We start from the raw sequence: 23,387 nt of genomic DNA, 5'->3' as shown, positions 1-23,387 counted from the left end.
AATTATAGGGGTTGAATTTTTAAAAAGGCCTGTTTGTAACTGATTTCGGCTTGCAAAGCATGCAAAATATCACCCCCGATTATCACATCAAACGGTATAAGGCCCATTGTTTCATAGGCTGCATGTACATGGCTAAAGTTGATAATACCACAATAAAAGTTGCTGAGTTTTGCCTTTCCCAAGTACAATTCAGGGAAGAGAGCCATCTTAGCCGATATCTTATCCTCACCAATACCGGCAGCCAGGTTATCGTTTACATCCATCATTTCTAATGAGGGGTACATTTTGATTACCTTATCAGAAAACACTGTTTTGGATGCCCCTGTATCTATTAATGCAAAGAAGGTATCATTAAATACTCTGATCTCTGTAAAAATATGAAACCCATCACCCTCCAGTTGCTGGAAGGTGATGGGTAGCTTTATTGAACGTTTCAAAATGTTATACCTATATTATATATGTATATCTTTTTTGTAATGAAACCTTGCTTACAACCTTACGATTATAAAGCACCGATTTCTTTAAGTACTGCGTTCATGCTGCGCACGGCATCAGCGCTGGCAGCAAACTTAGCTTGCTCATCAGCAGTAAGTTTGTAATCTACAATACTTTCCCATCCGCTGCGGCCTACTACTGTAGGAACACCAATACAAATATCGCTTTGGCCGTATTCTCCTTCAAGGTAAACACAGTTAGGAAGTATGCGTTTTTGGTCGCGAACGATGCTCTCAACCAACAATGCTGCTGCGGCTCCGGGAGCATACCATGCTGAAGTACCTAACAATTTGGTAAGTGTAGCACCGCCAACCATAGTCTCAGCAGCTATTTTTTCTAATTCTTCTGCACTTAGGTATTCTGATACAGGGCGACCGTTGTACGAAGCCAAGCGGGTAAGAGGTATCATGGTGGTATCACCGTGGCCACCAATTACTGTAGCTTGTATATCAGCAGTTGAGCCGTTAAGACCCAACCCTAAGTATCCTTTAAAACGGGCACTATCCAAAATACCACCCATACCTATCACACGGTTTTTAGGCAAACCGGTAGCTTTCAATGCCAAATAGGTCATAGTATCCATTGGATTTGATACTACTATTATAATAGCATTGGGAGAGTGTTTCAATACGTTTTCAGAAACTGATTTTACAATGTTGGCGTTGGTGCCAATCAGTTCTTCACGGGTCATACCGGGTTTGCGGGGAATACCTGAGGTAATTACTACAACATCTGAACCTGCTGTTTTACTGTAATCGTTAGTAGTACCACTGATACGGGTTTTCATACCCAACAATGAGGTGGTTTGATAAATATCAAGCGCCTTACCTTCGGCAAAGCCTTCTTTTACGTCCAACAATACTACTTCATCAGCCAACTCGCGGTAGGCAATCACATCGGCAGCGGTAGCACCTACAGCCCCTGCCCCTATTACTGATACTTTTGTCATTCTGCGTTAACGTTTTATGTTTAAGGTTTTATGTTTTCAGTTATTGAGTACGTCCCTTATATTTCAAGCCGCGAATATCGGATTGATTTAGGTATGTTATTAATCCCGTTATCATCTTTCCCGTCTCTTCTGCTACGGCAAAGGTATTATCAAAAGTTTCTTTTGATATATGATTTCTGTCAAAGGCTCTGTATAGTTGAGACTTTACTTCCCCAAGCGAGCCTCTTGCTATACCTAAAAAATTTATAAACTCGTTCTTCCCCGCTCTTTCAAAACCTTCAGCGATATTATCCATAACAGAACCGCTTGCTCTATCAATTTGGTTCTTCAACGCATAATCTTTACTAAAACTATCTTCGTTTGTAAGTTTATAGATAATTACGCACAATTCTCTCGCCTTTACCCAAGCATTAATTTCTTCGATACGCGAAAAACTTGCCATTACAACTAACTTAAAACTTAACTCTTATAACCGAAAACTAAAACACCATTTCCGGCTCCTCACCCGTCATTACTAAGCGGCCTTCGGTTTTGGCTTTTATTTCTTCGTGACTCACACCCGGTGCGCGTTCAATCAACTTGAACCCTTCGGGAGTTACTTCAAACATACCCAAATCGCTCACCACTTTCTTCACACATCCCAACCCTGTAATGGGCAACGTACATTTGCTTAACAGTTTTGATTCGCCTTCCCTGTTGGTATGCTGCATGGCAACAATTATGTTTTTTGCCGAAGCTACTAAATCCATCGCTCCGCCCATACCTTTCACCATCTTACCGGGTATCTTCCAGTTGGCTATATCGCCGTTATCGGCAACTTCCATTGCGCCTAATACTGTTAAATCCACACGACCGGCACGTATCATCCCAAAACTCATCGCCGAATCAAAAAAGCTTGAACCGGGTATAGTGGTGATGGTTTGTTTGCCTGCGTTTATCAAATCAGGGTCTTCATCTCCTTCAAACGGAAAAGGCCCCATGCCCAGCAAGCCGTTTTCTGATTGCAGGGTTACTTTCATCCCTTGGGGAATATAATTTGCTACCAACGTAGGAATACCGATACCAAGATTCACATAGTATCCGTCTTTCAATTCCCTTGCTATACGTTGCGCTATTTGGTTTTTGTCTAACATATCAAAATTTGAATATTTGAAGATGTGCTTATTTAAAAATTAGTTTCCGTTTTTGGATGAGGAAATAATCTTCGATAAAATCTTCATTATTGTTTCTACTTGTTCTAACAATTCTTCTTTAAACGGATAACTGCCTGATTCTTTACAAAGCCTCAAAAAATAATCTGTTTCATCGGCTTCTTTGGCAGCTATCTTCATTTTATGTATAAAATCGGCCTTACTTTCTGCATTCTGAGCTTCACGAACATTTGCCCCTATGCTTGTACCCGATTTTAAAAGCTGGTTAGCAAATACAAATTTTCGCTCTGCTTCCAACTCCTCAGTGAACTTTACAATGTTAAGGGCAAAATCAAACGTAAGTTTCACTATCAGGTTTTCCTTATCGTTTTGCATTGCACTTCTTCATTTTCAAATTCCCAAATCTTCAAATTATCAAATTACCCCCGTTTCCTAACAGTCCTTTGTTCTATGCGTTTTTCGTAATCAGTGCCTTTGAAGATGCGGTTTACGTAAATGCCCGGAGTATGAATAAAGTTAGGGTCTAACTCACCCGGTTCTACCAATTCTTCAACTTCGGCTATGGTAATTTTACCCGCCATCGCCATCAATGGGTTAAAGTTACGGGCAGTATCTTTAAATATCAGGTTACCGTCGGTATCGCCCTTCCATGCTTTTACTATGGCAAAATCACTGTCAAAAGCATACTCCATCAAGTAGGTTTTACTGTTAAACTCGCGGGTTTCTTTGCCTATGGCTACCTCAGTACCCACACCGGCGGGAGTATAGATAGCAGGCATTCCGTAGCCTGCAGCCATACAACGGGTAGCCAAAGTACCTTGGGGCACCAGCTCCACCTCAAGTTCACCGCTTAGTAGCTGACGCTCGAACTCGGCGTTTTCGCCTACGTACGACGAAATCATCTTTTTGACTTGCTTGGTTTTCAGCATCAGTCCGATACCAAAATCATCTACGCCGGCATTGTTACTAATACAAGTAAGGTTTTTAGTGCCTTTGCGCACCAATGCGGCAATGCAATTTTCGGGAATACCGCACAGCCCGAAACCGCCCAGCATCAGCACGGCACCATCGTGTATATCTTTCACCGCCTCATCAGCGTTGGCTACTACTTTGTTCATACGTTTTTTGGAAATACGGGGGCGAAGTTAGTGGTTAATGTGCTAAACTGCCAATGGGAAGATGTACTGATTATAATTGCCTTTTAGAGACATAAGTTATATTTGTGCAGCATGAAGTATTGGCAAGCTAAAAAAACTGCATTTCCGCGCCTTTTTAAGAAGTTTGCCCTTCTTTCCATTGCATTTTCGATGTGGGTTTGGGCGTTCCTGATATTCCGAAACGATTATTTAGGCAGCAGGGTTAAAGACTTAGAAAAAGGCGTTAAGCGTTGCGATTATCAAATCGACACTTTACCCGGAAATTTATTGCAATCACTATACGACGGAATTAAAAACGACTTTTCAATTCGCTATGCTGAAAATGGTGTAATCCATACCGTTAAAAGGGGAAATAGCCCTGCTTTTTTAGAAAAACACCCAAAAGCAACACCCCTTGATGCTACTTCTAACGGCTATTTTTTGACTGCCCCCTTAAAATTATCTTTTACGGATACCGCTAGTACTACTGGCAGAGAATATATACCGGGAATTTCGTTCGAAAAAAAACCAAAAAATCCTTATAAAATGCAGGCACAGCTTATGCTTCCTAAAGACACCCTAACATTTGTGTACCAAAGCATTTTCCATAAAAATAAAGGCTTTTATAAAAGTGAGAGGGAGTTTAGAGAAGCCATTAAAAGCCAAGAGTACGCGCAGCAAGTTTACGAATGGCTGGTATTGCAGCAACCTCGATTTATTAACAGCACAACGGCAGAGTGGTTATTGGCTCTTGCAGGCCATAAACCTCAAAAACAAAGTAAAGAAATTGATTTTACCGAACTATTTTACAACTATGTTGTAGTGCTGGATTCCGGATATGCAACACAATTTTCGTATTCTGAGTTTTTACGAAATATTAATAATACCGAGTTTATCCAGCAACTATACCGCGATGTTTATAATGCTGATAACAATTTTTTTGGTTTTTTTAATACTGCCGAAGAGTTACAAGCTACCCTCTTGAAAAACAAAGTTGAGGAAGAAACAAAGCGCTATCTGATGCGCAAAATTACTAAGCCTGTTGTATTTAAAAATAGCCGAAAACCCTTTAATGATAGTGTTCCTGTGTTTGAGTTTGTTCCGTTTGAACGGTTTAAGGAATTACTAACCCTGCCTGATTATAAAGATAAATTATACGCAGTTTTTAGCCAACGTTATGACCTTGCAAGCAAGCGTGAGTTTGAATATAACTTAAGCGCTGGCGCAAGATATGAAAAAGATGCAGTGGCAATGTATCCTGTAATACGCAAGCAGAAAGAGGATTTTATTCTTGAAATTGCTGAAACAAATAAGGCAAAACTACGACGCAAAAAAATGTTGGGCATTGTAGGGTATAGCTATCTAATCATACTGGTAGGCTTTTTGTTGCGCGATGTAATTATGTTTTACCTCTTACAAGTTGGCAAAGACGAATAAATAAAATCTCTTTAATTATTTATTAAATCAGCTACAATTTTTGCCGAAGAAAGCACCAACGGGATGCCGCCGCCGGGATGAACGCTGCCCCCCACAAAGTACAACCCTTTGATTTGTTTTGAGAAGTTGGGATGGCGGTAAAATGCAGCCATACGTGTGTTGCTGCTGTTGCCGTATAACGAACCGAGATAGCTTTGGGTAATGCTTTCAATCCCGCGAGGGTCGAGTATTTTTTCGGCCACAATGTGTTGTGAAATATCGGTTTTTAATACCCTGTTTATTTTATCAATAATATGCTGCCGTGCTACGGCAATTAATTCGTCCCAGTTTTGACCGTCGATGTGCGGGGTGTTAATCATCACAAACCAGTTTTCACAGCCTTGCGGGGCATCGTCGGGTTTGTATTTGCTTGTAATGTTTATGTACACTGTAGGGTCGTGGTACACTAATTTTTTGGTGAAAAGAAAATCAAATTCAGCCTCGTAGTTTTCACTGAATAAAATATTGTGCAAATCGAGCTTGGGGAATTGCTTATTAATGCCCCAATAGAAAATAAGTGCCGAGGATGAACGCGGCTGGTTAATTATCTTTTTGGGCACTTTAGCATCGGGTAACAGGTGTTTGTAGGTGAAATAAACATCGCAATTACTGATAACGGCATTATAGTCGACGGTCAACGGTCTACTGTCAACAGACTGTTGACTGTTGACTGTGGATTGTGGACTAATTATAATCCCTTTAACCCTAGCACCACTATGCACTATCCTCTCCACCTTGGTATTTAGATGAATTTTAACGCCTGTTTTATTGCACAGGTACAACAACGCCTCTGTAATGCCGTGTATACCTTTGTTGGGGAAATATGCGCCGATACCATACTCCAAATGTGGAATAATGTTTAGTGTGGCCGGTGCTTGGTATGGGTTTGAACCGTTGTAGGTTGCATACCGTTTAAACAATCGGCGGGTGCGGCTATCTTTGAAATACCCGTCAATAACATCCGCCATGGTTGAGAATACACCAATTTTGTGCAGGTTAGCATATCCCGTAAGCGCATCTTTTGAGAAATAAGTACTCAGTTTGTGCAATGATTGCTCTAAAAACAGTCCTTTAGTAATCTCGTATATTTTTTTTGACTGATTTAAGAACGTTATAATGCTTTCTGCATTGTCGCTCGTCTTTTCTCCAATCTCTACAGCAAATTGTTGAGGCTGTGCATGGGCAGTTAATTCTGTACCATCTTCAAAAAAGTAATTGCAGATACTATTTAAACGTGTGTAGGGGAAATTTTGGGTAATATCTTCACCACAAAGGGTAAATAATTCCTCAATATACTGGGGCATGGTGAATAAGGAGGGGCCTGCATCGAACCGATATCCGTTTATTTCAAACGAGGTAGCTTTGCCGCCTGCATACGGATTGGCTTCAAACACTTCTACATCATGTCCGGCTTTTGCCAATCGTATAGCCACTGCTAAACCGCCCAAACCTGCACCAATTACGGCTACCTTCATATCCCTAAGGGTTCGGTTTCTGCTGTAGTTTCTTCGGGTTCTTCTGCTCGCACAAAACGTTTTTGCAGTCGTTCATAAATGGCCACGTTCATCAACAGCAGCAGCATTTTATATAGCGTATCCTCTATGGGTATTGTACCTAAGCGGATGCCTGTATTTTCGATGTCGTTGTATATTACCACGGGCTTTGCAGTCAGTATTCCGTTGATAATAAAAAAGGGAATTAAACACACCAAGTAGGCCATAAAAAACCTGCCCAACCATTGTGCACGGTTCACCACCAACAGCTGCATTAAATAAGCTCCCAGTAAAATAATAGTACTGGCGGTGTATAACCTTCCGTAATTAAAATACAGTGCCACTGCAAGACCAAGGATTAGAATAATCGTTAGCGGCTTGGCTATGTTTTTAAAGTAATCTTTGGGAATGTATGCTATCAAGCATTCGTACACAAATACACACGAGTAAGGCACAGTGAAGAAAAACAGTATTTCTTCGATAGGTAACCCAAAAAATTTTGTGCCTAAAATGTAATTATCGTTAAAACTCCAAACCCGCCAATCGGTAAAAAAATAATCCCAAATAAGAAAGAAAACCGCAACGCTGACAAGTGCGGGAAACAGGTATTTCCACTTTTTATAAAAAGCTACCTTTTTATCAAACGAGAGCAAAAACGGAAAGATAAATGCCCCAATATTTAACAACAGGTATAACGATTTCATCGGGCTATTGCATTATTGGTTAGCTTCAAGTTTTCTAAACTCAGCCAAACACTCCATATACTCTGATTTTTTGAAATAGATGGGCTTAATCTGTCCCAACCATTTCACTTTAGTACCTATACCTTCAGGAAAACTCACTCCTTCGCTAATGTCTAATCCCAGTTTCTCCCATATCACATAATCCCCTTGTGTTTTTGCTTGCGCCACAATGGTTGTGCAACTCAAGTCAAGGTCTTCGGGGCACATTAATACGGGGGCGAGGGTTGTTTTGCCTTCCTTGGGAAGTATCCTGTCAAGTACCATTTTGTATTCGTCTTCATCAGCAAATACAGGCAGTATTGTTGGTATTAATCCCAAATATTCTTCTTCGGGATAAAACTCATCGATATACACATCCAGTGTTTCATCATTAATGGTAATGGCCAAGTGTTCGTGGGCTGCAAAAATGGTTTTGCGCATCTCGGCTTTTATGGTACTGGTGGTATATTTCATAAACAGGAGTAGCTAAAGTTTGCTCAAAGTTAGGCAATCATTTTTTAGTTATCCGGCCTCTCTTATTGCAAACCTTTACAACCTGTTGAATTTAAACTTAATGTATGAAGTTGCAAACAGCATCAGCTTTTCAGAGTTGTTTACCCGCACACGACTTTCAAGAATGCTTTTGGGCTCCAGTTTGTTTATTTTATTCAACAAACGGTAAAAATAGATGTAGGCAATATACACCCCAAAACGACTACTGATAGGCAATTTACGAATGCCTTGCAGAGCTTCGTTAAAATCGTTTTCGATGTCCAACTCTATCTGCTGTTTTGTGTTCTTATCAAAGCTGCCGTAAAAATCAACGTTGGGGAAATAGATGCGGCCGCGCTCGTTAAAATCCGATTTTAAATCGCGTAAGAAATTGATTTTTTGGAAGGCTGCGCCCAATTTACGGGCAGGTTCCACAAGGCTCTCGTACTTTTGGTTATTGCCTTCACAAAACACTTTCAGGCACATTAAACCCACTACTTCTGCGCTGCCGTATATGTATTTGTTAAAGCTCTCGTGCTGGTAACTGCGATAGTTCAAATCCATTTCCATACTGTCCAAAAAAGCATCTACCAATTCCATATCAATCCCAAACTCGTGGTAGGTTTTCTGAAACGCTTGCAAAACAGGGTTGTAACTCACCTTGTTTTGAATGGCTTCGTATGTATCGCGTCTGAAATTTGCCAGCAATTGAGGCTTATCGTATTCGTGAAAAGTATCTACAATCTCATCTGCATAGCGCACAAAGGCATATACGTTGCGGATGGGTGCCTGCAATTTTTTTCCTAAGGCCAATATGCCCAAACTGAACGAGGTGCTGTATGCCGAGGTAATTTCTTTGGCACAACGCTCGCAAGCTTCGTTAAAAAGCAGCATATCGGTGTTGTTGGTGGTTTTGGTTAGCATACCGTTTAGTTTTTAAAGGTTAATAGGATATTCTTTTTGTATTTGTTCGGCTACTACCTGCCCCGATATGAGGGAAGGCGGTACACCCGGACCCGGCACTGTAAGCTGGCCGGTATAGTACAGGTTGGTAAGGTTTTTATTTTTTAACGATGGTTTTAATATCGCTGTTTGGCGCAATGTATTGGCTAGGCCGTAAGCATTGCCTTTAAATGCATGGTAATCGGCAATAAAATCGCGGTGGGCGTAGCTGCGTTTCACAACCACATGTGAGCGGATAGGCTGCCCCAAACGCTTCTCCAATCGCTCCATCACCATGTCATAATATCGCTCACGTGTTTCTTCGGTATCTTCTAAGCCTGTGGCTACAGGTATCAATATCATCACGTTTTCGCAATCTTTTGGTGCTACACTGTCGTCGGTTTTTGAGGTAACTGACACATAAAACAACGGCTTATCAGGCCATTGAGGATGGTCGTAAATATCCTCAGCATGGCCTGCAAAATCCTCATCAAAAAACAGAGTATGGTGCAATAAACCGTCTATCTTTTTATCTATGCCTAAATAAAATATCAGGCTGCTTGGGGCCATTGTTCTTTCGTCCCAATACTTTTGGCTATAGTTACCGTGACCGTTTAACAAGGCTTTGTCTACGTGGTGGTAATCGGCTCCCGCAACAATTATATCGGCAAAATAATCCCCGTTTGGGGTACTTACTTTTTCTACCTTATTGTTGAGCGTTTTTATTTGGGTTACTTCGTTGTTGAACTTAAAATCAACCCCCAACTCTTTGGCAAGGCTTACCATACCTTCAATTATTTTGTACATGCCACCCATAGGGTACCAAGTGCCCAACTCAATATCAGCATAGTTCATCAGGCTGTATAAGGCAGGTGTTTTTGAAGGTTTTGCCCCCAGAAACAGTACGGGAAACTCTAATAGCTGGCGTATCTCAGGATTTTTGAAATAACTGCCAATATGGCTTTGCATGGAGTTGAATACGTCCAGCTTAAGCATACCTTTCAGCAGGCTTAAATCCATAAACTCAGCCAACGAGCGGCCGGGTTTGTACACCAAACGGTTGATGCCTACATCGTATTTATAAGCCGCCTCGTGTAAAAACTTTTTTAAGTTTTCAGCGGCACCGGGTTCTTTACGTTCAAGTAATTGACCCAACTCATCTGCCCCTGCGGGAATATCCCAGTATTCTTTTTTAAAATATACCCTGTACGATGGTTTTAAACGGGTAAGAGTATAGTAATCTGAGGGTGTTTTGCCAAAATGGGCGAAAAATTTATCAAACACATCGGGCATCCAATACCAGCTGGGTCCCATATCAAAGGTAAACCCGTCTTTTTCCCACACTCGGCATCGTCCGCCTGCTTCGCCGTTTTTCTCAAGCACGGTAACTTTGTACCCGTCTTTGGCTAAAAAACATGCGGCGGCCAATCCTGCAAAACCTGACCCTATTACTACAACTTGTTTGCCCATTGATGATGTGTGTGTTGTTTAAAGCTATTCTGCCGTCATGCCGTATGCTTGGCCGTATGCCCATAATTTTTTGCGCAGCAACCTGCGGGCAACAAAAATGCGGGTCTTAACAGTTCCAATCGGAATATTCAGTATCTCAGCAATCTCGTGGTATTTAAAGCCTTTGTAATTCATGGTAAAGGTTTTTCTGAGGTCGTAGGGCAATGTTTCAATTGCTTCCATCATATCCTTCATCATAAACTTACTTTCGGCCCTGTTATCTACTGCATGATTTGGAGAGTCAAGATAATAGGTATTATCCGTAGTATCAATAAACGTATTACGTTTCATCAACCTGCGGTAGTTGTTGATGAAGCTGTTTTTCATAATGGTATACAACCAACCTTTAAGGTTAGTACCTTCTGAAAACTTATTGTGGTATGTAAATGCCTTTAACATGGTTTCCTGCAAAAGGTCATTAGCATCTTCAACGTTGCGGGTAAGCTGGTAAGCGTAGTTACGCAAGGGATGCGACTCACTTTGAACCATCAGGCTAAATTCAAGTTTTGTCATATTGTTTAATGTTTACATGAAAAACTTAAACAAAGTTAGTGCGTTATAAATTATAAAGCAACTTTTTGTTTAATAAAGTTGTCAAAAAGATAAACAAAAAGCATGCCTCAATGAATCGAACACATACTTTGGCTATGTATTATTGTACGAAATACAGGGGTGTTTGGATTTTGATTTTCACCCTGAAAGGGTCTATCTGGCAGCGATTGCTAAATATTTCAGTAATTTGTATGCAAAAAGCGTGCTATTTGGTAAATTGTATGACAGTAAACTTTTAGCACGGTATTTGTAATCCCGTTACGCCAAAGACCTTGTTTATATTTTTTTTAATACCATTGAACAAAACTGCCTTACGGTGGTTTACATAAAATACCAATGATAGTTTCCGTTTATCGTAAAGGGCATTTTAATGCCGCCCACCGTTTACATGTGCCCGAATGGAGTGATGAAAGGAATAAGGAAGTTTTTGGCCTGTGCAACAACCCTAACTATCACGGACACAACTACGACCTGACTGTGAAAGTTACGGGCGAGGTTGACCCCGTTACAGGGTATGTGATTGACCTGAAAATATTAAAGGATATTATTTATGAGGAGGTTGAAAACCGGTTTGACCACCGCAACCTGAATCTTGATACTGAAGAATTTAAACACTTGAACCCGACCGCTGAGAACATAGCCGTAGTAATATGGAATAAATTGAGGCTTAGGTTAGATAAAAAACTAGAATTAACTGTAACATTGTATGAAACCGAACGAAATTATGTTGAATACTCCGGCCAATAATGGCGAAGGCATAGATATAATTGGCGACGACCATATTACTACATCACACAAAACCCCCTTGCGTGACGATGCTTTTGAGATGGACAATGAGCTGAAAATGGAGTTGATTGAAAAGCATTTTACCGAAATTATGCACGTTTTGGGGCTTGATTTGACCGATGACAGCTTGAAGGGCACCCCTAAGCGTGTAGCTAAAATGTTTGTGCAAGAAATTTTTAGCGGACTTGACCCAAAAAATAAGCCTGCCATTACCCTGTTTGAAAACCGCTATAAATACAAGCAAATGCTTGTTGAAAAGGATATCTCGGTTTTTAGTTATTGTGAACATCATTTTGTGCCTATTGTAGGCAAAGCCCACGTGGCATATATACCCAACGGCAATGTGGTAGGACTAAGCAAAATAAACCGCATTGTGCAGTATTTTGCTAAACGCCCGCAAGTGCAAGAGCGTATGACTAAGCAAATTGCCAACGAACTTCGCGAAGCTTTGCATACGGATGATGTGGCGGTTGTTATTGAGGCCGTGCACTATTGTGTGGCATCACGCGGGGTGCAGGATACCGGAAGCTCTACCATCACTGCTGAATACTGCGGCCGTTTTAACGACCCTTCTACCAGACAGGAGTTTTTAAAGTATCTAGGCAAGTAATACTACTGCCTAACGGCTGTACAACTGCCAACATGGCAAACCTGCTGCTTAGCATTATATTTGCAAAGCGTAGCATAGCTTACGCACCCTTTAATGAAAAACTTTTTTGAACTGCTTAAGTACGGCAAGGCCTACAAACGTTTTGCCTATCTTAATATTTTCTTCAACCTGCTGGGCATTGTCTTCGGGCTGTTCTCGCTTGCCAGCGTGATGCCCTTTTTGGACATCATCTTTAAACCCGAAACCACCGCATTAATAGAACCACAAGCCGGAAGCGATTTTGGTAGCGTAAAAGCTACTTTGATGTATGAAATAGCCCGTATTGTACAAGGAAACCCTAAGGAAGCGCTAATTTATATCTGCGTGGTAATTGTAGTGTTTACCATTCTTAAAAACGTATGTGTGTATCTGGCATTGGTAAACCTTATTTCGTTTCGCCAAAACACTGTGCGCGATTTGCGCGACCGTTTGTATAAGAAAGTACTTCGTTTGCCCCTCTCCCATTTTTCAGACGAACGTAAGGGTGACCTAATCTCACGCATGAGCGGTGATGTAACCGTGATTGAAGCCAATCTGAATGCCTCGTTGGATGCGGTGTTTAAACAACCGTTTAATATATTGGTAAGCCTTATCATGCTTATATACATAAGCCCGATGCTTACGCTTATTGTATTTATTATGCTGCCGCTTGCTGCGTTATTAATTGTTAAAATAGGCAAGGCAGTAAAAGCCCAAACCACCCGCCAACAAAACAAACTGGGCGAGTTAATCAGTAATTTTGAGGAAACACTGGGCGGAATGCGCATTATAAAGGCATTTACCCGCGAACCGTTTTTCCTTCGCCGTTTTTTAAAGCAAAGCCAACTACTTAACCGTATATCCATCGGTATTGCACGTCGTAGTGATATTGCATCACCCCTTACCGAAACAATGGGTATTACCATTGCCGCCATTATCCTGTTTATCGGGGGCAGTTTTGTTCTTAACAAAGACATGGGACTGGACGGCTCGGCGTTTATATTCTACATTGTGCTGTTTGGTATGCTTATAGCTCCTTCAAAATCGTTTTCATCTGCCTTTTACAGCATTCAAAAAGGACTGGCTGCCAAAGGCCGCTTGGAAGAGATTTTTACTTTGGACGAGAAGATTACAGAGAAAAAAGATGCCAAAACCGTTGGCGGATTTAATACCTCAATTATTTATAACAACGTGTCGTTTGCATACGACAAAGAGCCTGTTTTGAGTGATATTTCGCTGGAAATTAAAAAAGGCGAAATGATAGCTTTAGTTGGGCCCTCCGGCGGCGGTAAAAGTACCTTGGCTGATTTGCTGCCCCGTTTCTACGATGTAACAAACGGAAGTATCACCATCGATGGGACGGATATCAGGGATTACAAGATTGCTTCGCTTCGCGGGTCAATGGGTGTGGTTACCCAAGAGTCTATCCTGTTTAATGATACCGTGTATAACAATATTGCGTTTGGCAATTACGATGTTACTGCCGAGGATATTGAAAATGCAGCCCGTGTAGCCAATGCGCATGAGTTTATTGTGGATTTGGAACGCGGCTATCAAACCAATATCGGCGAGCGAGGCAGCAAACTAAGCGGCGGTCAGCGTCAGCGCATAGCCATTGCCCGTGCGGTACTTAAAAACCCTGATATTCTAATTCTTGATGAGGCCACCAGTGCCCTTGATACTACCAGCGAAAAGTTGGTGCAGGAGGCATTGAATAACTTGATGAAAAACCGCACCAGCGTTGTTATTGCCCACCGACTTAGCACCATACAAACCGCTGATAAAATTGTGGTAATACAAAAGGGGCGTATTGTGCAAACAGGCACCCATAACGAGCTATTGAACCGCGAAGGTTTGTACCGCGAATTGTACGAACTGCAAAAACTTGGGGTGAACTAAGTAGAAGAAAAGTAGTCGTTGGTCTGAAGCTAAAAACCTACAACCTTTTTTAGCTATTTTGCGTTACGAATATATTATGCAAAATGTGGCGCGAAATATTGCAATAATTTGTTTGCTGCTGGCGGCTTATTCAGGCTTGCAGGCACAGCATCGGTTGTTGCCCTATCGCTTTTATTTTTCGATGAGCCCAACGGTAAGTACCGGAGCCACTTTTGAAGGCGGAGGCACTGTTGCTGCCACACCCAACATTACCGGAACACATTATTTATACCCGCTGTTTTCGTTTTTATGGGGCAGACCCAACCCACAATATACCCCGTTGCAAAATTTTGCCCGTAAGTTTAATTACTCCCTGTTTTTTGAGTTATCACTCAACCGCCAGCACTCCGTAAGCACCGGGTTTGAGATTGGCGCGCGCGGTTACCGTATACACAGCGACCAAAGCGATGATTTTATCGTGATGTACCGCAACCTAAACATCCCGCTGTTTTATACCTATACCTCCCGAATGGGTAACTATTGGAAATGGCGTGTGAATGCGGGTGGGGCTATTAATCGGGCTACATCAGTGCCTAAACTTACGTTTGAGGTAATTGAGATTAAAAAACACCCCGTTGTTTATCCTACGCTGTTTGTGGGCACTGAGATTGCATACCTGCATTCTAAAGGCCCTTTTACCTACGGGGTTGAGTATCATCAAGGGTTTACAAACGTAATCGATCACCGCTACTACGCTTTGGATTACGTAAAAGGGTTAAAAATCCTCTCAAACGGTTCGCACTTCAGGTTGAACATAAAATGGTTTTTTGCTTCGGGTACTTTTAAGGTGAAGGAAAGAAAACCAAAAGAAGTAGAGTATAAAGTTACGCCCGACCCTTTGGGCAGTATTATTTACCGCACCAAAAAACCACCGGTACAAAAGAAGGTACAGAATACTAAAATACACCTGTGTGTACGTGACGACCAAACCATTGACGGGGATAGTGTGACTTTGGAGCTTAATGGTTTGATTTTGGCTCGCACTGTTTCTTTGGACAAGAATGAACGTTGCTATGAGGTGGAGCTAAATGCCACAGGAACCAATGAACTGGTAATTCATGCGCTTAACTTAGGCCGTATACCTCCCAATACGTATGAAGTGATTTACTACGACGGAGAATACCGCGAGGTGCTGAACCTTAAATCGGATATGACCAACAGCAGCGTCATAAACTTTGAAGTTGACCCTAATTTGAAAAGGGATTAGTTAAAATTTTAACTGTCTAATATGCTGCCGCTAAGGCTCTAAGCCGCAAAGTGGTTTTTGCGTCCTTCACACTAAATCTCATAAAACAATAAACCCCGCCTTGTAGGGCAGGGTTTATAATTATTTGTATCGTCATCCCGAACTTGTTTCGGGATCTCATAGGTATTACAATGAGGTACTGAAACAAGTTCAGCATGACGCTAATTATTAAAGACCGAAAGCGGCTTTAACTTTATCTACGTAGTCAAGTTTTTCCCAAGTAAACAATTCCACTTCCAATTCTTTTTTGGCACCATCAGGTGTGTAGAATGTTTTGGTTACCACTTCGTTTTTGCGGCCCATGTGTCCGTATGCAGCACTTTCGCTGTAAATAGGAGTACGCAATTTCAAACGTTGTTCAATAGCATAAGGACGTAGGTCGAAGATTTGCTCCACTTTGCGAGCCAATTCGCCATCACCCATGTTCACTTTTGAAGTTCCGTAAGTGTTAATGTACAAACCGCAAGGTTTAGCAACACCAATAGCATAAGAAACCTGTACCAAAACTTCGTCGCAAACACCTGCAGCAACCAAGTTCTTAGCAATGTGACGGGTAGCGTAAGCAGCACTACGGTCAACTTTTGAAGGATCTTTACCGCTAAATGCACCACCACCGTGAGCACCTTTACCACCGTAAGTATCTACGATGATTTTACGGCCTGTAAGACCTGTATCTCCGTGAGGACCGCCAATTACAAACTTACCGGTTGGGTTAATGTGGTAAGTAATATTTCCGGTAAACAACGCTTGCAATTCAGGCTTCAAAGAAGCTTTTACACGCGGGATAAGGATGTTCACCATATCATCGTATATCTTTTTAGCCATCTCTTCGTCAGTACCAAACTCATCGTGTTGTGTGCTGATTACAATAGCATCTATACGGGTAGGAACATTATCGTCGCTGTATTCAATAGTTACCTGGCTTTTTGCATCAGGGCGCAAGTAGGTAATATCTTTGTTCTCGCGGCGCAGCGCAGCCAATTCAATCAATAATTTGTGAGCCAAATCCAACGCCAAAGGCATATAGTTTTCAGTTTCGCGGGTTGCGTAACCAAACATCATACCTTGGTCGCCTGCACCTTGTGCATTTGCACGGGCTTCAAAATCTTGCGAAGCAGCACGGTCAACACCACGGTTAATATCATCACTTTGGTCGTGTATAGCACTCAACACGCCGCAGCTGTTAGCCTCAAACATGTACTCGCTTTTGGTATAACCGATTTTAGCAATTACCGAACGGGCGATTTTTTGCACGTCTAAGTAAGTGTTGGTTTTTACCTCACCGGCAAGTACCACCTGTCCAGTAGTAACAAGAGTTTCGCAAGCAACCTTACTGTTAGGGTCAAAAGCAAGGAAGTTATCTATAAGTGCGTCCGAAATTTGGTCGGCTACTTTGTCGGGGTGCCCTTCAGACACTGATTCAGAGGTGAACAGGTATGGCATAGTATTCTTTCAGTTAAATTTTTAAAGGCGCGAAAATAAGGATTTTAAACATAAGGTGGTGATACCTTAAAAATGAAATATATTTTGCACCGCATATATGTTTCTAAATGCAACTCGTTATAGATAAAATGCGGTTTATTACCCTCCTGATTCCGCTGATTTTGTTTGGCTGCAAACAAAAGCAAGCAGATAGAACGCGGGTTGCAGATAGCGTACCCATTGCTGAAAATGTAGATAGTAAAGAAGACAAGTGTAGCCGTTTATACGACAGCCTTAGATTTCTTGCGGATACTCCTGTTTGGAACGATGAAATAGATTTATATAAAACCCTCTATACCAAAACTGAAATACGGGTGGGAAAATCTAACATAACCTATACTCAAATAGCATTTAATACAGGCGATAAGGCTTGGGACAAACAACTAAATGCCAAAATCAACAAAATGGTTGTGAATTATGTAAGGGAAATGGACCTTGACACAACCAAGTTAACCGAAGAAGGTTATGAGTTTCAATTTGATGTTATTCCGCATTTTGTAACCAACAAATGGGTTACTATTGAGCATTTCGGAAGAGGCAACTTAGGCGGCATGCAGCCTTATAACCAAGGCAGCTATAAACACTTTATAAAATCGGCTAATGGTAAAATAAGAGAAGTGCCGCAACCTGAAATTTTTATTTATGATAAGGATTCAAGCGTGACGAACCGCTACTATGATATGATTTTGAAAGGGCTGGACACAGATATAAACTGTGATACTTTTTTTACTATGGCCGGATGCACTGATACAATATATCCCTGCATAGTTTTTGATATGTTTTATAGAGTTAAACTGGAGCACTTTATCACCAATGATTGGTACAGAACATTTTATCTAATACCTACAATAACAGGGCTAAAGACAAAAAATGATTATTATGGTCATAGCCCCTCATTCCCATCAGGGTATATTGCCGATATAATCATTCCCTACAAAAGCCTGAAAAGTATTGTAAAACCACAATACCTTGCTCTTTGGCAAAAAAATAATTAATCCTTCACCGGATTTACCGTGTACCCTGCTTTGCGCAACAGGTTTATCACTCCGTAATCACCGGCAAGGTGGGCAGCTCCCACAGCAAACAAAGTGCTTTTTTCGGCGGTCATTGCTTTTATTTTAGGTATCCAGTTTTCGTTGCGGTTTTTAAGAAATATGTCCCAGTATTCTGTCAATGCACCAAAATTACTGCGGGCAAATATCATTACCTTGTCCATCTCTTTGTTTTTGTAAATTGATACCATTTCGCCAAACAACTGCTTTTCTTTCGTCCATTCACGTACCGAACGTAGCAGTTCTTTGGCTTGTATCGCATAGGGTATTGTATCAAATAAACTCACCTGAAACTGGATGGTTTCCAACTCTTTTACTTCTTTGTTGTTGCTGCGTGCCAGTTGCGTAAGTTCGGTTTCGTACGATTTAATATCCATACAGCCTAATTGCAATGGCATCATGGCAATAATTGAGAAAAAAGGGCTAAACGACGACAGTTGCTCAATGTCGGTTCCCAAACTATCTACAAAAAAGTTGTTCAACTCATTGTACTCCGCTTCGGTGTAAAAGTCTTGCAGGGTCTTGCCTTTCATGGCCATTGCCTGCATCAGTACCATCACATTCATCGGGTTATCGGCATCCACTACCTCAAGCACCAACTGTTCGCTTTTGTTCATCTTTGCCCTCAAGCTATCGCTTATTGTAAAATCATCCGCGCACATCATGTGCATGGTGCCGTACAAATAGCTTTTTTGCTTCAGCCCGTTGCCGCTTATTTCCCACAGCCAAGTATCATTTTTTGAGTCTTTTTGCTTTTTGTTAGATGATTTCTCGCGTTGTGCATTAGCAGTGCTAACAAAAAACAGCAACGTAATTGCCAGTATAATTTTTGAAAACAGTTTCATTTAAAAGAGGTTATTTTTCAAATATAGCAGCTATGCTAAGTTGCTGAATGCACAATTCATCCACACACCCCTGCCCTAAAAAATACTGAGTTGGGCTTCTTTTAGCTTAAAACTCTTGCGGTGGTGGGGAGTAGGGCCGTTGGCAATAAGCAGCTTGCGGTGGGCAAGGGTTGCATAGCCTTTGTTCTGTGCCCAGTTAAACTCAGGATATTCGGCAGCAAGTTTCACCATGCACTCGTCGCGGTGGGTTTTAGCCAATATGGATGCCGCCGCAATGTTCATGTACAAACCGTCGCCTTTAATTACTGTTTGGTGGGGAATGTTCTGATAGCTTTTAAAACGGTTACCATCAACCGCAATCATACCCGGTTGGGGCGTTAGTTGCGCCAATGCTTTGTGCATGGCCTTTATAGAGGCGTTAAGGATATTTATTTCGTCAATCTCTTCAACACTGCAAATGCCCACTGCCCAAGCCAGTGCCTCTTGCTCAATAATAGGGCGCAGGCTATCGCGCTGTGCTTCGGTAAGTTGTTTAGAGTCGGTCAGTAATTTGTTTTTAAACTTTGGCGGAAGAATAACGGCTGCCGCATACACCGGACCTGCAAGGCATCCGCGCCCTGCCTCGTCGCAACCCGCTTCGGGTACCTCAGTTTGCAAGCTTAGTTTTAGTGCCATTGTTTACTACTTGTTCAATGCTTTGCCACAGCAAAGTAGCGGTTTTTTCCCAAGTAAACACCTCGCTGCGCTCAATCGCTTTTTGGGTGAGGTTGTGCCGTAATTCGGCGTTGCTTGCCATTTGCTGCAAGGCATCGGCTATACTTTGCACAGAAAAAGGGTCGACCAACAACCCTGCATCCCCTGCTACTTCAGGCATTGAAGATGTGTTTGAGGTGATAACCGGCACGTGGCATTTAAACGCCTCGGTAATGGGTAAGCCAAACCCTTCAAAAAAGGCTACATACACCATGCTAATGCCGGCGGCAATGGTAGCAGACAGGTCTTCATCGCTAAGGCGGCCGGTAAAAACCACGTCGTTCTTAAACTTCATGGCCTCAAAAACCGTGTCCATTTCCTCGGTTTGCCATGCCTTGCGTCCTACTATTACCAACTGGGTGTTTGGGGTATCGGTTTGCTTAAACGCATCAAACGCCTTTAGCAAATTGCTGATATTTTTGCGGGGCTGCAACGCGCCTACAAACACAAAATAGGGTTTGCCGCCCGTTGTTTTTTGGCGTACTTGGATTTTTTGTTCCTCGCTTAACGGAAAAAACTTGTTACTGACTCCGTTGTACACCGCATCAATTTTTTCGGGGGTTATGCCGTATTGTTTGGCAATGTCTTGTTTCGAATATTCTGAAACTGTGGCTATGCGGGCTGCTTTTTTGGCAAACTTGGGGAAGTAATGGTTGTAATAGTTGCGAACCAACTTACCTATATCATCAGGGCGGTGAATAAAGGCCAAATCGTGCATTACAGGTATTTGAGGTACGCGGGTGCGCAGGCTTAAATATCCATCGGGCGATAAAAATACATCGGGTTTGTATTTTTTAAGTACGAGGGGGATGCTCCACTCAAACCACAAGTACCACAAAACAGGGTGCCTTGCAGGCGGGGGGATAACTACCGGAATTATGTTTTTGGCAAACACAAATTCAGGGTCGTACTTCCTATCGAAAATGAAAATAAAAGTATGTTCAGGATGTTGTTTTACAAGCAGTTTAACGGTTTCGTAGGTAAAACGGCCTATCCCTTCCAGCTTGTTTTTTAAAAGAAACCGTGTATTGATGGCTATTACCACGTTGCTTGTGTTTATTGCCACTCAGCAGCGGCTTCTGAAAGTTCTTCAATCAGGGTTTTGTCTTTCTCTACCGCATTGCCTATCACTACTACATCGGCTCCGGCATTCCAAGCGGCTACGGCTTGCTTGCTGCTGCGTATGCCCCCGCCAACTATTATAGGCAGGTTTACGGTTTTCTTAACCCTGCTGATTATTTCTTCGCTAATCGGGGTTGCGGCACCACTGCCTGCATCCATGTATATCAACTTCAAGCCTAATAATTCCCCTGCAAGTGCGGTTGCCATAGCAATATCGGGTTTATCGGCAGGAATGGGGATGGTGTTGCTTATGTATTGTACGCTGGTGATTTTTCCGCCGTCAATCAGCATATAGCCTGTGGGTATTACCTCAAGACCTGATTGCTTAATAAACGGAGCGCTTTCAACGTGTTTGCCGATTAGTAAATCGGGGTTACGGCCTGATATCAGCGAAAGTAACAACAGCGCATCGGCCTGCTCGGTTAATTGCATGGTGCTGCCGGGAAACAATAATACGGGTATATCGGTGTGCTGCTTAATGGCGGCCACACAACGTCCGGTATTGCCTTCGGTTACCAAGCTGCCGCCCACAAAAATGTAATCTACTTGTGTGCGGTTGCAAATATCAATGGTTTTGGCAAGCCCCTGCTCAAAATCAGGGTCTATCAGCACGGCCAGTTGTTTCACCCCTTTTTGGGTTTTGTGTTGTAGTTGGCTTAAAATACGGGCTTGCATAGCGGCTATTTGGGCTGCAAGATAGGGTATTTTTTTAAACCCGTTGTTCGGATTGGTGTGTTAGGCTCGTTACAAGTTCTCTATACTACTAAGTATCGCATCAAACCTACCCATCGTTATCGGCTTCACAATGTAATCCGTAACGTCTGATATTTCCTTGGCGCGGTTCATATCCATTTCTGATACCGAAGAGCTTACAACGTAAATGATGATTTTTTTGGGAAGCCTGGGTTTAAGGTTGGCAAACTCATCTAAAAATTCCCAGCCATCCATGTAAGGCATATTTAAATCCAGAAAAATTACATCGGGTAATTCATCGGCAAGCGCAATGTTCTTACTCAAATGTTCGTATGCCTCCTCACCGTCAGAAAACACCAGTACTTTTTTAATCCTTCTGGTCGATTCGATGGTTTTCGTCATCGCATACTGTTGTATTCTGTCGTCGTCAACAACACTAATTATATTAGGCTTCATGTTCGTATACGTGGTAATTATTAAATACTATTTTAAAGGTGGTGCCCTTATCTACTTCGCTTTCAACAGAAATACTGCCGCCGGTTGATTGTATTTGGTTGCGGGTCATAAAAAGACCCAAGCCTTTACCCGGCCTTTGCCTGTGAAACGTTTTATGCAGTTTAAATACTTTGTCTTTGTGCCTTGCCAAATCAATACCCAAGCCGTTGTCGCTAATGCTAAGGGTTTTGGCCTTGCCTTCATAGCCCGTGGTGATTATAATTTCGGGTTTACGCGAAGGTGAGTAGTATTTAAGAGAATTGCTGATAAGGTTGAGCAATATGCTATTGAAATACAGTTTGGGAAAATGCACGGTTTCCCAAGCATCGGTATTTACAGTTAATTGTGCGTCCAGTTCTTTTATGCTGCCGTCGAGCATATTTTTAACTCCCGCTACAGCTGTTGTTACACTTACTTCTTCAAACACCAGCTCCTCATTGTTTATCACTTTAACGGCGTCTACCAATTCTTCCAGCAGGTTGTTTAGTGAGGATGTAACCTCTTTTATGTTCTCTATTATTTTGTTTTTCTCTTCCTGGTCTTCGGTTTTACTGATAAAATGAAGTAACGCATTAAGGCTTGAAACAGGGCTACGCAAGTTGTGCGACACTATTTGGTTGTACTCTTGCAATTGCTGCTTTTGGGTAGTAAGCTGATTAATCAATGCTTTTTGTTGCAGTTGTTGCTCTACTTCTTGGGTTATGTCCTGAAATACCCCAAATAATCTGGGGGTTTTGCCCTCTTGATGTTCAGGTTTACCAATGGCACGTACCCAAAGCTCGTTGCCTTTAGCAGTAATAAACGGTAGTTTTAAGTCGTATGGAATGCCTTTTTCAATTGCGTCTTGTACAGCTTTAGTTATTATCGGCCGCGCTTCGGGGGCATAAAAATTAATTGCTTCCTCCAGCTTGGGTATTTTGCCTTGTTCAAGCTCGTGTATTTCATACGTCATACGGCTCCAATGCAGCGTTTCAGTCTCTATTTCTAGTTCCCAAGCACCGATACGAGCCATTTTACCCGCCTCAAAAAGCATGGCTTCTTTTTGCCGTATTCTATCCAGATATTCTTTCAACTGAGAAATGTCACGCGCGATTGAAAGCATAAATACAACATCACCCGCTTCGTTCTTTATGGGCCTTCCTTTAACTTCAAACCAAGAGTATTTTTGATTTTTCTTTTTGAACCTGAATTCGGTGATGGTTTCTTCCTGATTACCTAACAACAATGGAAATGTGTTTTTTTCAATTGCCATTACATCTTCAGGATGAAAAAAGTCGTATGGATTGTGGCTTTTAAACTCGGTGGAGGTATACCCTGTTATCCGTTCGCAATTAGAGCTCACATACAAAGTTTTCCCATTGACTTTGTGCAGACTTACAAAGTCGTTGGTATGCAATAGACTCAGTGCTTTAAACTCTTCTTCGGTCATG

Annotated in this window: 25 protein-coding genes; 6 read left to right on the top strand and 19 right to left on the bottom strand. The window is 41.9% G+C overall.

Translation table 11 applies throughout. From position 1 onward, the window contains the following. Positions 1-2 precede the first annotated feature (2 nt). From F9K23_14065 to F9K23_14040, 6 genes are all read right to left on the bottom strand, one after another. Entirely contained in the window at positions 3-437 is a 435-nt protein-coding gene (locus tag F9K23_14065; protein ID KAB2914548.1) for a hypothetical protein, read from the bottom strand. Positions 438-502: 65 nt separating this feature from the next. Further along, positions 503-1,444: a malate dehydrogenase gene (mdh, locus tag F9K23_14060; protein ID KAB2914547.1), complete on the bottom strand. Its 942-nt coding sequence runs from the start codon at positions 1,442-1,444 to the stop codon at positions 503-505. A 40-nt stretch (positions 1,445-1,484) separates the two neighbouring features. Beyond that, positions 1,485-1,886, bottom strand: a complete 402-nt coding sequence (locus tag F9K23_14055; protein ID KAB2914546.1) for a four helix bundle protein — start codon at positions 1,884-1,886, stop codon at positions 1,485-1,487. Positions 1,887-1,923: 37 nt separating this feature from the next. Beyond that, the gene (locus F9K23_14050) at positions 1,924-2,577 is read right to left on the bottom strand and encodes a CoA transferase subunit B (GenBank protein KAB2914545.1); all 654 of its coding nucleotides are present in this window, start codon (positions 2,575-2,577) and stop codon (positions 1,924-1,926) included. Between the two features lie 39 nt (positions 2,578-2,616). Further along, on the bottom strand, positions 2,617-2,970 hold the full coding sequence (locus F9K23_14045) for a four helix bundle protein (protein ID KAB2914544.1): 354 nt from the start codon (positions 2,968-2,970) through the stop codon (positions 2,617-2,619). 44 nt (positions 2,971-3,014) lie between these two features. Further along, the gene (locus F9K23_14040; GenBank protein ID KAB2914543.1) at positions 3,015-3,713 is read right to left on the bottom strand and encodes a CoA transferase subunit A; all 699 of its coding nucleotides are present in this window, start codon (positions 3,711-3,713) and stop codon (positions 3,015-3,017) included. A 111-nt stretch (positions 3,714-3,824) separates the two neighbouring features. Between F9K23_14040 and F9K23_14035 the strand changes: the two genes are divergently transcribed. After that, entirely contained in the window at positions 3,825-5,168 is a 1,344-nt protein-coding gene (locus F9K23_14035; protein ID KAB2914542.1) for a hypothetical protein, read from the top strand. A gap of 11 nt (positions 5,169-5,179) precedes the next feature. Here F9K23_14035 and crtI (F9K23_14030) read toward each other — a convergent pair whose 3' ends face one another. From crtI (F9K23_14030) to F9K23_14005, 6 genes are all read right to left on the bottom strand, one after another. Further along, positions 5,180-6,682: a phytoene desaturase gene (crtI, locus tag F9K23_14030; GenBank protein KAB2914541.1), complete on the bottom strand. Its 1,503-nt coding sequence runs from the start codon at positions 6,680-6,682 to the stop codon at positions 5,180-5,182. Next, complete coding sequence (locus F9K23_14025; GenBank protein KAB2914540.1) at positions 6,679-7,404, bottom strand: lycopene cyclase domain-containing protein; 726 nt, start codon at positions 7,402-7,404, stop codon at positions 6,679-6,681. Before F9K23_14025 ends, crtI (F9K23_14030) begins: the two co-directional genes overlap by 4 nt. Before the next feature lie 12 nt (positions 7,405-7,416). After that, entirely contained in the window at positions 7,417-7,896 is a 480-nt protein-coding gene (locus tag F9K23_14020; GenBank protein KAB2914539.1) for a hypothetical protein, read from the bottom strand. A 75-nt stretch (positions 7,897-7,971) separates the two neighbouring features. Further along, positions 7,972-8,808, bottom strand: a complete 837-nt coding sequence (locus tag F9K23_14015) for a phytoene/squalene synthase family protein (protein ID KAB2914551.1) — start codon at positions 8,806-8,808, stop codon at positions 7,972-7,974. A 42-nt stretch (positions 8,809-8,850) separates the two neighbouring features. Then, positions 8,851-10,326, bottom strand: coding sequence for a phytoene desaturase (gene crtI, locus F9K23_14010; GenBank protein KAB2914538.1), 1,476 nt, complete (start codon positions 10,324-10,326; stop codon positions 8,851-8,853). 24 nt (positions 10,327-10,350) lie between these two features. Then, entirely contained in the window at positions 10,351-10,878 is a 528-nt protein-coding gene (locus tag F9K23_14005; protein KAB2914537.1) for a sigma-70 family RNA polymerase sigma factor, read from the bottom strand. Between the two features lie 375 nt (positions 10,879-11,253). Here F9K23_14005 and F9K23_14000 point away from each other — a divergent pair, with 375 nt between their 5' ends. The 4 genes from F9K23_14000 to F9K23_13985 all read left to right on the top strand — a co-directional run bounded on the left by F9K23_14000 (position 11,254) and on the right by F9K23_13985 (position 15,476). Further along, positions 11,254-11,664 (top strand): 6-carboxytetrahydropterin synthase, encoded by a 411-nt coding sequence (locus tag F9K23_14000; GenBank protein KAB2914536.1) that lies wholly within the window; start codon positions 11,254-11,256, stop codon positions 11,662-11,664. Then, the gene (folE, locus tag F9K23_13995; GenBank protein KAB2914535.1) at positions 11,624-12,313 is read left to right on the top strand and encodes a GTP cyclohydrolase I FolE; all 690 of its coding nucleotides are present in this window, start codon (positions 11,624-11,626) and stop codon (positions 12,311-12,313) included. The genes F9K23_14000 and folE overlap by 41 nt, the downstream gene beginning before the upstream one ends. A gap of 93 nt (positions 12,314-12,406) precedes the next feature. After that, entirely contained in the window at positions 12,407-14,230 is a 1,824-nt protein-coding gene (locus tag F9K23_13990) for an ABC transporter ATP-binding protein (protein ID KAB2914534.1), read from the top strand. A gap of 85 nt (positions 14,231-14,315) precedes the next feature. After that, complete coding sequence (locus F9K23_13985) at positions 14,316-15,476, top strand: hypothetical protein (protein ID KAB2914533.1); 1,161 nt, start codon at positions 14,316-14,318, stop codon at positions 15,474-15,476. A gap of 207 nt (positions 15,477-15,683) precedes the next feature. Here F9K23_13985 and F9K23_13980 read toward each other — a convergent pair whose 3' ends face one another. Beyond that, positions 15,684-16,958 (bottom strand): methionine adenosyltransferase, encoded by a 1,275-nt coding sequence (locus tag F9K23_13980; protein KAB2914532.1) that lies wholly within the window; start codon positions 16,956-16,958, stop codon positions 15,684-15,686. 128 nt (positions 16,959-17,086) lie between these two features. On the opposite strand from F9K23_13980, the gene F9K23_13975 reads away from it, so the two are divergent. Then, positions 17,087-17,992, top strand: a complete 906-nt coding sequence (locus F9K23_13975; protein ID KAB2914531.1) for a hypothetical protein — start codon at positions 17,087-17,089, stop codon at positions 17,990-17,992. Here the strand turns inward: F9K23_13975 and F9K23_13970 are convergent. The 6 genes from F9K23_13970 to F9K23_13945 form a co-directional block, all read right to left on the bottom strand. Continuing rightward, on the bottom strand, positions 17,989-18,894 hold the full coding sequence (locus tag F9K23_13970) for a TraB/GumN family protein (GenBank protein ID KAB2914530.1): 906 nt from the start codon (positions 18,892-18,894) through the stop codon (positions 17,989-17,991). The two genes, F9K23_13975 and F9K23_13970, sit on opposite strands and share 4 nt — an antisense overlap. 75 nt (positions 18,895-18,969) lie before the next feature. Beyond that, positions 18,970-19,569 carry a ribonuclease HII gene (locus F9K23_13965; GenBank protein KAB2914529.1) on the bottom strand — a complete coding sequence of 200 codons (600 nt, stop codon included), beginning with the start codon at positions 19,567-19,569 and terminating at the stop codon, positions 18,970-18,972. Continuing rightward, positions 19,541-20,713 (bottom strand): glycosyltransferase family 4 protein, encoded by a 1,173-nt coding sequence (locus F9K23_13960; GenBank protein ID KAB2914528.1) that lies wholly within the window; start codon positions 20,711-20,713, stop codon positions 19,541-19,543. The genes F9K23_13965 and F9K23_13960 overlap by 29 nt, the downstream gene beginning before the upstream one ends. Beyond that, positions 20,704-21,444 carry a geranylgeranylglyceryl/heptaprenylglyceryl phosphate synthase gene (locus F9K23_13955; GenBank protein KAB2914527.1) on the bottom strand — a complete coding sequence of 247 codons (741 nt, stop codon included), beginning with the start codon at positions 21,442-21,444 and terminating at the stop codon, positions 20,704-20,706. Before F9K23_13955 ends, F9K23_13960 begins: the two co-directional genes overlap by 10 nt. A 69-nt stretch (positions 21,445-21,513) precedes the next feature. After that, positions 21,514-21,918, bottom strand: coding sequence for a response regulator (locus F9K23_13950; GenBank protein KAB2914526.1), 405 nt, complete (start codon positions 21,916-21,918; stop codon positions 21,514-21,516). Beyond that, positions 21,908-23,386 carry a PAS domain-containing protein gene (locus F9K23_13945; protein ID KAB2914525.1) on the bottom strand — a complete coding sequence of 493 codons (1,479 nt, stop codon included), beginning with the start codon at positions 23,384-23,386 and terminating at the stop codon, positions 21,908-21,910. The genes F9K23_13950 and F9K23_13945 overlap by 11 nt, the downstream gene beginning before the upstream one ends. Position 23,387: the final 1 nt, after the last annotated feature.

This window comes from Bacteroidota bacterium, from assembly GCA_008933805.1.
Taxonomy (GTDB): domain Bacteria; phylum Bacteroidota; class Bacteroidia; order UBA8524; family UBA8524; genus SB11.
The sequence above is the reverse complement of the archived record's forward strand: the minus strand, read 5'-3'. Positions and strand labels throughout refer to the sequence as shown.